Annotated in this window: 11 protein-coding genes and 1 tRNA gene; all 12 read left to right on the top strand. The window is 63.8% G+C overall.

What is annotated here, in order from left to right; all coding sequences use genetic code 11:
• Positions 1–71: 71 nt before the first annotated feature.
• The 12 genes from QQL85_RS26090 to QQL85_RS26035 all read left to right on the top strand — a co-directional run bounded on the left by QQL85_RS26090 (position 72) and on the right by QQL85_RS26035 (position 13,034).
• Positions 72–1,076 carry an aspartate-semialdehyde dehydrogenase gene (locus QQL85_RS26090; RefSeq protein ID WP_284357267.1) on the top strand — a complete coding sequence of 335 codons (1,005 nt, stop codon included), beginning with the start codon at positions 72–74 and terminating at the stop codon, positions 1,074–1,076.
• A gap of 71 nt (positions 1,077–1,147) precedes the next feature.
• Positions 1,148–3,892, top strand: a complete 2,745-nt coding sequence (locus tag QQL85_RS26085; protein WP_284357268.1) for a FimV/HubP family polar landmark protein — start codon at positions 1,148–1,150, stop codon at positions 3,890–3,892.
• Between the two features lie 98 nt (positions 3,893–3,990).
• Complete coding sequence (gene truA, locus QQL85_RS26080) at positions 3,991–4,845, top strand: tRNA pseudouridine(38-40) synthase TruA (protein WP_284357269.1); 855 nt, start codon at positions 3,991–3,993, stop codon at positions 4,843–4,845.
• Positions 4,846–4,906: 61 nt separating this feature from the next.
• Positions 4,907–5,527 carry a phosphoribosylanthranilate isomerase gene (locus QQL85_RS26075; RefSeq protein WP_284357270.1) on the top strand — a complete coding sequence of 207 codons (621 nt, stop codon included), beginning with the start codon at positions 4,907–4,909 and terminating at the stop codon, positions 5,525–5,527.
• Positions 5,528–5,749: 222 nt separating this feature from the next.
• Entirely contained in the window at positions 5,750–6,643 is an 894-nt protein-coding gene (accD, locus tag QQL85_RS26070; RefSeq protein WP_105945325.1) for an acetyl-CoA carboxylase, carboxyltransferase subunit beta, read from the top strand.
• Positions 6,643–7,950, top strand: coding sequence for a bifunctional tetrahydrofolate synthase/dihydrofolate synthase (folC, locus tag QQL85_RS26065; protein ID WP_284357271.1), 1,308 nt, complete (start codon positions 6,643–6,645; stop codon positions 7,948–7,950). Before accD ends, folC begins: the two co-directional genes overlap by 1 nt.
• Entirely contained in the window at positions 7,934–8,599 is a 666-nt protein-coding gene (locus QQL85_RS26060; protein WP_284357272.1) for an SPOR domain-containing protein, read from the top strand. Before folC ends, QQL85_RS26060 begins: the two co-directional genes overlap by 17 nt.
• 108 nt (positions 8,600–8,707) lie before the next feature.
• On the top strand, positions 8,708–9,265 hold the full coding sequence (locus tag QQL85_RS26055) for a CvpA family protein (protein ID WP_016715904.1): 558 nt from the start codon (positions 8,708–8,710) through the stop codon (positions 9,263–9,265).
• A 42-nt stretch (positions 9,266–9,307) separates the two neighbouring features.
• The gene (gene purF / locus QQL85_RS26050) at positions 9,308–10,813 is read left to right on the top strand and encodes an amidophosphoribosyltransferase (protein ID WP_284357273.1); all 1,506 of its coding nucleotides are present in this window, start codon (positions 9,308–9,310) and stop codon (positions 10,811–10,813) included.
• Positions 10,814–10,829: 16 nt separating this feature from the next.
• Positions 10,830–12,041, top strand: coding sequence for an O-succinylhomoserine sulfhydrylase (locus QQL85_RS26045; RefSeq protein ID WP_284357274.1), 1,212 nt, complete (start codon positions 10,830–10,832; stop codon positions 12,039–12,041).
• Positions 12,038–12,811, top strand: a complete 774-nt coding sequence (locus QQL85_RS26040; RefSeq protein ID WP_284357275.1) for an SDR family oxidoreductase — start codon at positions 12,038–12,040, stop codon at positions 12,809–12,811. The genes QQL85_RS26045 and QQL85_RS26040 overlap by 4 nt, the downstream gene beginning before the upstream one ends.
• A 147-nt stretch (positions 12,812–12,958) precedes the next feature.
• Positions 12,959–13,034 (top strand) — tRNA-Val (locus QQL85_RS26035).

Genomic DNA, 13,034 nt, shown 5'->3' with positions numbered 1-13,034 from the left:
CAGCGGCGTTGGCCTCGCCCGGGCAATGCGAGTAAAGTGCCGCTCCCGTTTCGCCAGAGGCAGCCTGCAACATGAACCCTACATTCGATATCGCCGTCGTCGGCGCCACCGGCAGCGTCGGTGAAACCCTGGTACAGGTGCTCGAAGAACTGGCGTTCCCGGTCGGCACCCTGCACCTGCTGGCCAGCATGGAGTCGGCGGGCAGCAGCGTGATGTTCGCCGGCAAGAAGCTCAAGGTACGCGAAGTCGACAGCTTCGACTTTGCCCAGGTCAAGCTGGCCTTCTTCGCCACAGGCGCTGCGGTCAGCCGCAGCTTTGCCGGCAAGGCGCTGCAAGCAGGCTGCACGGTCATCGACCTGTCCGGGGGGCTGGACGACGCATTGGCCCTGGTGCCTGAGGCCAATGCCGAACGCCTGTCCGGCCTGGCGCTGCCGGCACGCATTGTCAGCCCATGCTCCGCCGCCGTTGCAGTGGCTGTCGCGCTGGCACCGCTCAAAGGCCTGCTGGACATCGAGCGGGTGCAGGTAATGGCATCGCTGGCGGTGTCTGCACAAGGCCGTGAGGCCGTCAGCGAGCTGGCCCGTCAAACGGCAGAGCTGCTCAATGCCCGGCCGCTGGAGCCGCGCTTCTTCGATCGCCAGGTGGCTTTCAACCTGCTGGCCCAAGTTGGCGCGGCAGACGAACAGGGCCACACCGCGCTGGAGCGTCGCCTGGTCAGCGAGTTGCGCGTGCTGCTGGGCATGCCTGAATTGAAGATTTCCGTGAGCTGCGTTCAAGTCCCGGTGTTTTTCGGCGATAGCTTCAGTGTGGCCGTGCAGAGCCGTCGCCCGGTCGACCTCGAAGCGGTCAACCAGGCCCTGGAAGCTGCCGACAGCGTAGAGCTGGTGGAGCGTGATGATTATCCGACCCCGGTTGGTGACGCAGTAGGCCAAGACGTGGTCTATGTTGGTCGTGTACGTCACGGTGTTGATGAAGATCAGCAGCTCAATCTCTGGCTGACCACCGACAACGTGCGCAAAGGCGCCGCGCTCAACGCCGTGCAAGTGGCACAGTTGTTGATTAAACACATGCCGTAAAAGATACTGGCGAGCACTTTTGTCCTGCTCCGCATGCAGGTTTCGGGACGATTCATACAAGGGAAGAGGTCATGCTTCGAATTCGCAAACTGGTTCTGGCCATGGCTGCAGCATCGGCGCTGTCGTCTGGCATGGCGAATGCGCTGGGCCTGGGGGAGCTGACCCTGAAGTCGGCACAGAATCAGCCGCTGGACGCCGAGATCGAATTGCTCGATGTGCGCGACCTCAAAGCCGCCGAAGTGGCGCCAAGCCTGGCGCCGCCGGAAGAGTTCAGCAAGGCCGGGGTGGCGTTTCCGACCTACCTCGAAGACCTGACCTTCACACCGGTAATCAACCCCAACGGCAAAAGCGTGCTGCGAGTTACCTCCAGCCAGCCGCTGCCTGGGTCGGTGGTCAAATTCCTGGTTCAGGTGATGTGGCCGCAAGGCCGTCTGCTGCGCGACTACAGCGTGCTGCTTGACCAGGCTAAAGCGCAGGGCGACAAGCCGGCTGCGGGCAATGTGACACCGGCCACAACCGGTGCCAGCAGCTACACCACCCAGCGCCGCGACACCTTGTGGCAGATTGCCGCGCGCAACACGCAGGGTGGCTCGATCCAGCAGACCATGATCGCGATCCAGGCGCTGAACCCGGACGCCTTCATTGGCAACAACATCAACCAGCTGAAGGTTGGCCAGGTACTGCGCCTGCCCGACCAGCAGCAGATCCAGAACATTCCTCAGGGCGAGGCCAACAGCGAAGTGGCCGAGCAGTATGCCGCCTGGCGCGAAGGCCGTCGCCTGGGCCCGCGTGCCCGCCAGCTAGACGCTACCCGCCGTGGTGCCGCCGAGGCTGCGCCGGCACGCATCGCCCAGGGCGACAACTTGCGTCTGGTCAGCCCGGGCAACCAGGCCGGCCAGACCAAGGCGTTGAATGACAAGCTGGCTGTGGCCCAGGAAAGCCTGGATACCAGCCGCCGCGACAACGAAGAACTGAAAAGCCGCATGGGCGATCTGCAGAGCCAGCTGGACAAGCTGCAGCGTCTGATCGAGCTGAAGAATGACCAGTTGGCCCGGCTTGAGGCTCAGGGCGCGGTCGCTCCGGCAGCGGCTGCCGCTACCCCGGCCCAGCCGGCGGCCAAGCCCGCGCCCAAGCCGGTGCCGGCCGCCAAGTCCGCAGCTGTCAGCGAGCCGAAGGGTGCGCTCGATCAAGTCCTGGGTAACCCATGGTTGCTGGGGATCATTGCCGGCTCCAGCATCCTGGTGTTGGCGCTGCTGCTGTGGCTGCTGGCACGCAAGCGCAAAGCCCAGCAAGAAGCTGAAAAGCACCTGCGCATGGCGCGGGCGCTGGAAGAAGAGCAGGGCACAGGTTTCGACACCGATACCGAAAGCCTCGACGGCGTCGAAGTCTCGGAGCCGAGCGTGACCTTGTCTCCAGCCGTTGTCGCCGCTTCGGCTGCCGCTGCCGTTGCTGCGGAGAAAGTAGCTGAGCCAGCCGCCGAGGCGACGCCAGAGCCTGAACCGCAAGCCGACCCGCATGCCGCGCTGCTGGAGGAAGTCGACCAATGCCTGGCCGAAGGGCGCCTGAACCGCGCCACTGACCTGCTGGAGCCCGCCGTGGCTGCCACGCCAGAACGTGACGACCTGCGCCTGAAGCTGATGGACGTGTACGCCCGCCAGGGTGACCAGAGCGCGTTCGCCGAGCAGGAGCGCAAGCTGCCGGCCAGCGAGCAGAACATTGCCGAAGTCGCCGGGCTGAAAGAACGTTACCCCGCCATGCTCGGCCTGGCCGCTGCTGGCCTGGGCGCGGCGGCGCTGGCTGCCGAGATGGATGAACAGTATGTGCAGGAGTTGCTGCACGATGACGCCGAGGCGCCAGTGGTTGCCGACGTGGTGCCTGAGGAAGTGCCTGAATTCGAGCCGCAAGTGGAGGCTGAGCCAGAGGTCGTCGCACAAGCGGAGCCTGAAGCCGTGTTCGAGCCAGGCACTGAGCTGGATGCCTTCGATGATGTGCCGACCCTTGATGTATCGGGCCTGGAAGCGCATGGCCTCGATGAGCAGGATCTGGACAGTGCCTTCGACTTGAGTCTGGGTGAAGACCTGCCCGAAGAAGATCCGCTGGCCGCGCCGCTGCTAGACGAGTCTGTGCAGCAGGAGCCTGTACCTGACGAGTTGGTTGTTGCTGAGCCTGTGCTGGATGAGCCTGTGCTTGAAGAGGCTCAGCCGGAAGAACCGCCGTTTGCCGTGGATGCCGAACTGCAAGCCGACGCTGACGCCGATTTCGAGGCCATGCTGGCCCAGGCCGAGCCGCAGCCAGCCGTGGACCTGTCTGACTTCGACCTTGATGTCAGTGAGCCGGTTGCCCCGGCCGCTCCAGATGCCGTTGAAGAGGCTCCGGTGGATGTTGCCGCCGAACTGGCCGCCTTTGACAGCGAGCCGGCATTCGAACCAGTCTCCGATTTCGACCTGCCGTCGGACTTTGACCTGTCGCTGTCGCTGGAAGATGATTCGCCGGCGGCCAAGAGCTTTGCCTCGGAGCTCGACGACGTCAACGCCGAGTTGGACAAGCTGTCGCAGAGCCTGGAATCGCCCTCTCTGGAGCCGCATTTCACTGCAGAAGACGCGGTTGCGCAGCCGGATCCCGAGCCGCCACTGGACGATCTGGACTTTGACTTCTTCTCCGGCAGTGACGAAGTGGCCACCAAACTCGACCTGGCCCGTGCCTATATCGATATGGGCGACAACCAGGGCGCGCGCGATATCCTCGATGAAGTGGTCAAGGACGGCGACGACGGCCAGCGTCAGGAAGCCGAGGACATACTCTCTCGCCTGGTTTGATGCAGGCATAGTCCGACGCACAATCAACGGCAGCCCTACACGGCTGCCGTTGTCGTTATAATCCCCGCCATTCCGTACACCCCACAGGTTTCAAGCGCTTGGACATCATCGATACCGCCACCACCGAATCCGCGGCCGAAGGCTATTCCCGTATCGCCCTGGGCGTGGAGTACAAGGGCGCCCGCTACCGCGGCTGGCAGCGCCAGGCCAGTGGCGTGCCCAGTGTCCAGCAGGCACTGGAGCAAGCGCTGTCCAAAGTCGCCAACGAGCCGATTTCGGTGATCTGCGCCGGGCGCACCGACGCCGGTGTGCATGGCTGCGGCCAGATCGTGCACTTCGACACCCGCGCCGTGCGCGACGAGCGCGCCTGGACCATGGGCACCAACTTCAACCTGCCGCACGATATCAGCGTGGCCTGGTCGCGGCCGATGCCAGCCGACTTCCATGCCCGCTTCAAGGCGTGTGCGCGACGCTACCGCTACGTCATCTACAACGACCCGATCCGCCCGGCGCACCTGGCCGAGGAGGTGACCTGGAACCACCGCCCGCTGGATGTCGAGCGCATGGCCGAAGCCGCGCAGTTCCTGCTCGGCACCCACGACTTCAGCGCCTTCCGCGCCAGTCAGTGCCAGGCCAAGTCGCCGGTCAAGCACATCTACCACCTGCGCGTTACCCGCCATGGCCAGATGATTGTGCTGGACGTGCGTGCCACCGCTTTCCTGCACCACATGGTGCGCAACATTGCCGGTGTGCTGATGGCCATCGGTGCCGGCGAGCGTCCGGTCGCCTGGGCGCGTGAAGTGCTGGAAGGGTGCGACCGCCGTGAAGCCGGGGTCACAGCCCATCCTTACGGGCTTTACCTGGTGAAGGTGGAGTATCCCGAGGAATATGCGTTGCCCGAGCGTTACATCGGCCCACACTTTTTGACTGGCTACGAGGCATTGGCAGACTGACGGGCGAAAAGTCATTTGCTAACATCCGGCCTTTCACCGTAACAACCAGGATTCGCTGTCCATGAGCAATGTTCGCAGCAAGATCTGTGGGATTACCCGCATCGAAGACGCACTGGCCGCTGCTGAAGCGGGTGCCGATGCCATCGGCTTTGTCTTCTATGCCAAAAGCCCGAGGGCCGTGGACGTGCGCCAGGCCCGGGCGATCATTGCCGAGCTGCCACCGTTCGTGACCACGGTCGGGTTGTTCGTCAACGCTTCCCGCTGCGAGCTGAACGAGATCCTCGAAGTGGTTCCGCTGGACCTGCTACAGTTCCACGGCGACGAAACCCCGCAGGACTGTGAAGGCTACCACCGCCCTTGGATCAAGGCCCTGCGCGTGCGCCCGGGCGACGACCTGGAGGCGGCCTGCCAGCTTTACGCAGGTGCCCGCGGCATACTGCTGGATACCTATGTGGCGGGGGTGCCTGGGGGAACGGGTGAGGCGTTCGACTGGTCACTGGTGCCGGCACACCTGAGCAAACCGATCATCTTGGCGGGCGGGCTTTCGGCCGATAACGTCGGCCAGGCCATTGTCCAGGTGCGGCCTTACGCGGTGGATGTCAGCGGCGGCGTCGAGCAGGCCAAGGGCATCAAGGATGCCGCGAAGATCGAGGCGTTCATGCGAGCGGTGAAACAGGCGTGATGGCAGATGTGACGGCTGGCTGCGCGCCATCGTCCATAGCTTTCGCAGCCCTGCGGGGCAGCCGCCTGCACAAGTGGCGGCAGAACAACACATTAGCGGTGGAGTGGCGCGCTGGAAGCCCCGGCGGCCGGTCCACCATCGTTTCATAAAAGATTTTGAGCTCAAGGGCAGGGCAGGGCCGGCGACACCGGCCCCCGCCTGCCGATACTGGAGAAAGAAAGCATGAGCAACTGGTTAGTCGACAAACTGATCCCTTCGATCATGCGTTCCGAGGTGAAGAAGAGCTCGGTGCCTGAAGGCCTGTGGCACAAGTGCCCGGCTTGCGAGGCCGTGCTGTATCGTCCGGAGCTGGAAAAGACCCTGGATGTCTGCCCCAAGTGCAACCACCACATGCGCATCGGTGCACGTGCGCGCATCGATATCTTCCTCGACGCCGAAGGCCGTGCCGAACTGGGCGCCGAGCTGGAGCCGGTCGACCGCCTGAAGTTCCGTGACGGCAAGAAGTACAAGGACCGTCTGGTCGGTGCCCAGAAGCAGACCGGCGAAAAAGATGCCTTGATCTCCATGAGCGGCACCCTGATGGGCATGCCGATCGTGGTCAGCGCCTTCGAGTTCTCGTTCATGGGCGGTTCGATGGGGGCCATCGTCGGCGAGCGCTTCGTGCGCGCGGCCAACTATGCCCTGGAGCACCGCTGCCCGATGGTCTGCTTCTCCGCTTCGGGCGGTGCGCGCATGCAGGAAGCGCTGATCTCGTTGATGCAGATGGCCAAGACCTCGGCCGTGCTGGCGCGCCTGCGTGAAGAAGGCATCCCGTTCATCTCGGTACTGACCGACCCGGTGTACGGCGGTGTTTCCGCCAGCCTGGCAATGCTCGGCGACGTCATCGTCGGTGAGCCAAAAGCCCTGATCGGCTTCGCCGGCCCGCGCGTGATCGAGCAGACCGTACGCGAGAAACTGCCAGAGGGCTTCCAGCGCAGCGAGTTCCTGCTGGAGCACGGTGCGATCGACCTGATCATCTCGCGTGGTGAACTGCGCCCGCGTCTGGCCCGCCTGCTGGCACAGATGACCGGCCAGGAAACCCCGGAGCAAGCACGTGAGGCGGCTGCCGTCGCGTGATGAAACAACGATCCCTGGGCGAATGGCTCGCCTACCTCGAGCAGTTGCACCCCTCGGCCATCGACATGGGCCTGGAGCGGTCGCAGAAGGTGCTTGCGCGGCTGGCGTTGGGCAAGCTCGCGCCACGTGTGGTGACGGTAACCGGCACCAACGGCAAGGGGTCGACCTGCGCCTTCGTGGCCTCGCTGCTGCGTGCTCAGGGGCTAAAGGTCGGCGTGTACAGCTCGCCGCACCTGTTGCGTTACAACGAGCGGGTGCTGATCGATGGCCAAGAGGCCAGCGATGAGTGCCTGTGCGAAGCCTTCGCCGCTGTCGAGGCGGCGCGTGGCGATATTTCCCTGACCTACTTCGAGATGGGCACGTTGGCTGCATTCTGGTTGTTCTACCAGTCGCAGCTGGATGCCGTGGTGCTGGAAGTGGGCCTGGGTGGTCGCCTGGACACCGTGAACGTGGTGGATGCCGATCTGGCCCTGGTGACCAGTATCGGTGTCGACCATGTCGACTACCTGGGTGATACCCGTGAGTTGGTGGCTTTCGAGAAAGCCGGCATCTTCCGCCAGGGCAAGCCGGCCCTGTGCGGTGACCTGGATCCGCCACAGCCGTTGCTGGACAAGGCCGCCGACCTGGCTGCGCCCCTGTTCCTGCGCGGTCGTGATTTCGACCTGGTCACTACCGATAGCGCCTGGAGCTGGCGTGGCACCGCAGCAGATGGCGCGCAGGTAGAGCTGCGTGACGTGCCATTGCTCGACCTGCCCATGGAGAACGCCACGCTGGCCCTGCAGGCTTACCTGCTGATGGGCCTGCCTTGGGATGCCGCACAGGTGCGACAGGCGCTGCTGGCTACCCGTATCACCGGCCGACTCGATCGCCGTGTGCTGCACTGGCAGGGCAAACCGGTGGAGTTGATGCTGGATGTGGGCCATAACCCCCATGCAGCAGAGTACCTGGCCCGGCGCCTGGCGGCCCGGCCGCTCAAGGGGCGCCGCCTGGCAGTGTTCGGCCTGCTCGCCGACAAGGACCTGGATGGCGTTATCGCGCCATTGCAGGGCCTGGTAGATGCCTGGGCTGTGGCGCCGCTGGATACCCCACGTAGCCGCCCGGCTGCGGAACTGGCTACGGCCTTGACGAACCTCGGCGCTGCGGTGAAGTCTTATGCCAGCGTCGACGCAGCCCTTGAGGGGCAATGCACGCAGGCGACGGCGGATGACCAGATCCTGCTGTTCGGTTCGTTTTTCTGTGTCGCCCAGGCGCTGGAATGGCTGCAGCGGCACACCCAGGAGGGTGGAGTAGATGGCAGTGCTGGATAAAGGGATGAAACAGCGCATGGTGGGTGCGCTGGTGCTGGTGGCGCTGGCGGTGATTTTCCTGCCGATGCTGTTCACCCGCGAGGACGAAATGCGCCAGGTGCGCGTCGAAGCCCCGCAGGCCCCGGCCATGCCAAGCCTTCCGGAGGTGAAGGTGGAGCCGGTCGCCGTGCCTGAACCGCAGGTCATTCCGGAAGAACCGCAGCAGCCCCCTGTGGTGGTTGACGAGTCCACGGCGCCGGCCAGTACGCCCAGCCAGCCGATCACGCCATCGCCGCAGACCCAGGCGCAGGTGCAGCCGGCCAAGCCACAGGCTCCCGCGCCCAAGGTCGAACCGAAGCCGGTTGCCACTCCGGCACCGACCGCAGCGGCGGCCAAGCCGGTGGCGCCTTCGAAGATCGACGTCAATGGCCTGCCGGTCAGCTGGTCGATCCAGTTGGCCAGCCTGTCCAACCGCGCCGGTGCCGAGAAGCTGCAGCAAACCTTGCGTAGCCAGGGTTACAACGCCTACATCCGTTCGGCGGGTGGCATGAACCGGGTGTATGTCGGGCCATTGATCGAGCGGGCCGATGCCGAGCGCACGCGCGATGCCATCAATCGCCAGAACAGCCTCAAGGGCTTTGTGGTGCGTTTCCAGCCAGAGCGCAGTTAGTGTGCCGGGGCGGCTGTGCCGCCCAACACTAATCCACCCGACATTCCGCTTACTCCCAGCCCGCCGCTCTGGTAAAATGCGCCGCCTCAAACGTCTGCAGGCAGCACCGTGGCATTTACCTTGGTTGATTGGGCGATCATCGCGATCATCGCCGTCTCCACACTGATCAGTCTCAAGCGCGGCTTCGTCAAGGAAGCCTTGTCCTTGCTCATCTGGATCATTGCCGGTGCGGTTGCCTGGATGTTCGGCGGTTCGCTCTCGGTGTATCTTGAAAGCTATATCCAGACGCCGTCCATGCGCGTCATCGCGGGCTGCGCCATTCTTTTCGTCGCCACCTTGCTGGTGGGGGCCATGGTCAACTTCCTGGTCGGCGAGCTGATCCGTGTGACCGGGCTGTCCGGCACCGATCGTTTCCTGGGCATGGCCTTCGGTGCCGCGCGCGGGGCCTTGCTGGTAGTGGTGGCTATAGGCCTTATCAGCCTGGGGCCGGTTCAACAAGATACCTGGTGGCAGGAATCACGCCTGATACCACAATTTCTCTTGGTCGCCGACTGGTCGAAAAACCTGATCCTGGGTTTCACCGGCCAGTGGACGCCCAGTGGGCTGATCAGCGCTCCGGCTGATCTTCCGTTCAAGGAACAGTTGCTCGGGCCGTCCAAGCCCTGAGCGCTATTCACTCAAGTTTCGTCAAAGTAGGGGTTGCGTCGCATGTGTGGCATCGTCGGTATCGTCGGTAAGTCGAACGTCAATCAGGCGCTGTATGACGCGCTTACGGTCCTCCAGCACCGCGGCCAGGACGCTGCCGGTATCGTGACCAGCCATGACGGCCGGTTGTTCCTGCGCAAGGATAATGGCCTGGTGCGCGACGTGTTCCAGCAGCGCCACATGCAGCGTCTGGTGGGCAGCATCGGCATTGGCCATGTGCGCTACCCGACTGCGGGCAGCTCGACCTCGGCCGAGGCCCAGCCGTTCTATGTCAACTCGCCTTACGGCATCACCTTGGCACACAACGGCAACCTGACCAACGTCGAGCAGTTGGCCAAGGAGATTTACGAGTCCGACCTGCGCCACGTCAACACCAACTCCGACTCGGAAGTGCTGCTGAACGTGTTTGCCCATGAACTGGCGGTGCGTGGCAAGCTGCAGCCGACCGAAGAAGACGTGTTCGCTGCGGTTTCCCATGTACACAGCCGCTGCGTCGGCGGTTACGCGGTGGTTGCGATGATCACCGGCTACGGCATCGTCGGTTTCCGCGACCCCCATGGCATCCGCCCGGTAGTGTTCGGCCAGCGTCACACTGACGAAGGCGTGGAATACATGATTGCGTCGGAAAGCGTGGCCCTGGACGTACTCGGCTTTACCCTGATCCGCGACCTTGCGCCGGGCGAAGCGGTATATATCACCGAAGGCGGCCAGCTGTTCACCAAGCAGTGCGCCGAAGCGCCGAAACTGCAGCCGTGCATCTTCGAGCACGTCTACCTGGCCCGCCCGGACTCGATCATCGACGGCATCTCGGTGTACAAGGCCCGTCTGCGTATGGGTGAAAAACTGGCCGAAAAGATCATGCGCGAACGCCCTGAGCATGATATCGACGTGGTCATCCCGATTCCGGACACCAGCCGCACTGCCGCGCTGGAGTTGGCCAACCGCCTGGGCGTCAAATTCCGCGAAGGCTTCGTCAAGAACCGCTACATCGGTCGTACCTTCATCATGCCCGGCCAGGCTGCGCGCAAGAAATCGGTACGCCAGAAGCTCAACGCCATCGAACTGGAATTCCGCGGCAAGAACGTGATGCTGGTGGACGACTCGATCGTGCGCGGCACCACCTGCAAGCAGATCATCCAGATGGCCCGCGAAGCCGGTGCCAAGAATGTCTACTTCTGCTCCGCAGCCCCAGCGGTGCGCTACCCCAACGTCTACGGCATCGACATGCCGAGTGTTCACGAGCTGATCGCCCACAACCGTACCACCGAACAAGTGGCCGAGTTGATTGGCGCCGACTGGTTGGTCTATCAGGACCTGCCGGACCTGATCGATTCGGTCGGTGGCGGCAAGATCAAGATCGATCACTTCGATTGCGCGGTATTCAACGGTGAGTACGTCACCGGCGATATCGACGCCGCCTATCTCGACCGTATCGAGCAGGCGCGTAACGATCTGGCCAAGGTCAAGACCCAGGCAGTCAGCGCGATCATCGACCTCTACAACAACTGATTCAGGGAGCGACGGCATGACGGATCAATGGGATGCCGGGCGACTGGACAGCGACCTCGAGGGTGTCGGTTTCGACACCCTGGCGGTGCGCGCCGGTCAACACCGTACACCCGAGGGCGAGCACAGCGAAGCGCTGTTCCTGACCTCCAGCTATGTGTTCCGCACAGCGGCCGATGCCGCTGCGCGCTTTGCCGGTGAAACGCCAGGCAACGTCTACTCGCGCTATACCAACCCGTCGGTACGGGCCTTCGAGGAGCGCCTGGCGGCAATGGAAGGCGCCGAGCAAGCCGTGGGCACGTCCACCGGCATGGCGGCGATCTTGGCCGTGGTGATGTCGCTGTGCAGCGCCGGTGACCATGTGCTGGTGTCGCAGAGCGTATTCGGCTCGACCATCAGCCTGTTCGAGAAGTACTTCAAGCGCTTTGGCGTGCAGGTGGACTATGTGCCACTGGTCGACCTCAGTGGCTGGGAACGCGCCATCAAGGCCAACACCAAGCTGCTGATCGTCGAATCGCCGTCCAACCCGCTGGCCGAGCTGGTCGACATCGCCGCGCTTAGCGAAATCGCCCATGCCCATGGTGCCATGCTGGTGGTGGACAACTGCTTCAGCACCCCGGCGCTGCAGCAACCACTGAAGCTGGGTGCCGACATCGTGTTCCACTCGGCCACCAAGTTCATCGACGGCCAGGGCCGTTGCATGGGTGGCGTCGTTGCCGGTCGCGCCGAACAGATGAAAGAAGTGGTGGGTTTCCTGCGTACCGCGGGCCCGACCCTCAGCCCCTTCAACGCCTGGATCTTCACCAAGGGCCTGGAAACCTTGCGCCTGCGCATGCGTGCGCACTGCGAAAGCGCCCAGGTCCTGGCCGAATGGCTGGAGCAGCAGGGCGGTGTGGAGAAGGTGCACTACGCCGGCTTGCCTAGCCATCCGCAGCACGAACTGGCCAAGCGCCAGATGAGTGGCTTTGGTGCGGTGGTCAGCTTTGAGGTCAAGGGCGGCAAAGAGGGCGCCTGGCGCTTCATCGACGCTACCCGGGTGATTTCCATCACCACCAACCTGGGTGACAGCAAGACCACCATCGCCCACCCGGCCACCACCTCCCACGGTCGCCTGTCGCCGCAGGAGCGCGAAGCTGCCGGCATCCGTGACAGCCTGATCCGCGTTGCCGTGGGCCTGGAAGACGTGGCCGACCTGCAGGCAGACCTGGCGCGCGGGCTGGCGGCACTGTGATCGAAATCGGCGGCAGTGTGCCAGGCCACAACGGCCGGGTAGCCCTGGTAACCGGTGCCGCGCGCGGCATCGGCCTGGGCATTGCCGCCTGGCTGATCTGCGAAGGCTGGCAAGTGGTGCTCAGCGACCTTGACCGCCCGCGTGGCGCCAAGGTGGCCAAGGCCCTCGGTGACAACGCCTGGTTCATTACCATGGACGTTGCCGACGAGGCCCAGGTCAGCGCCGGGGTGTCCGAGGTGCTGGGGCAGTTTGGCCGCCTGGACGCGCTGGTGTGCAACGCGGCCATTGCCAACCCGCACAACCAGACCCTGGAAAGCCTGAGTCTGGCGCAATGGAACCGGGTACTGGCGGTCAACCTGAACGGCCCGATGTTGCTCGCCAAGCATTGTGCGCCGTACCTGCGCGCGCACAACGGGGCGATCGTCAACCTCACGTCTACCCGGGCGCGGCAGTCCGAGCCCGACACCGAGGCCTACGCGGCGAGCAAAGGTGGCCTGGTGGCCTTGACCCATGCCCTGGCCATGAGCCTGGGCCCGGAAATTCGCGTCAATGCGGTGAGCCCGGGCTGGATCGATGCCCGCGACCCGTCGCAGCGCCGTGCCGAGCCGCTGACTGAAGCCGACCATGCCCAGCACCCGACGGGCAGGGTAGGGACGGTGGAAGACGTGGCGGCGATGGTTGCCTGGCTGCTGTCGCGCCAGGCGGCGTTTGTCACCGGCCAGGAGTTCGTGGTCGATGGCGGCATGACCCGCAAGATGATCTACACCTGAGATCGGCGTTATAGGAAGGGGGACCGAAAGGTCCCTGTTCTGTTTTTACCTTTTTTGAAAAAAATTCAATGGGGCTATTGACTTAGCTTCGCCACCTGCGTAAATTTCGCGGCCTCAGCGAAGCAAACGCAACAAGCAACATCGCGAGGGTGATTAGCTCAGCCGGGAGAGCATCTGCCTTACAAGCAGAGGGTCGGCGGTTCGATCCCGTCATCACCCACCA

The organism is Pseudomonas putida, assembly GCF_030159595.1.
Lineage (GTDB): Bacteria > Pseudomonadota > Gammaproteobacteria > Pseudomonadales > Pseudomonadaceae > Aquipseudomonas > Aquipseudomonas putida_AC.
This window is presented reverse-complemented; position numbering and strand designations above follow the sequence as displayed.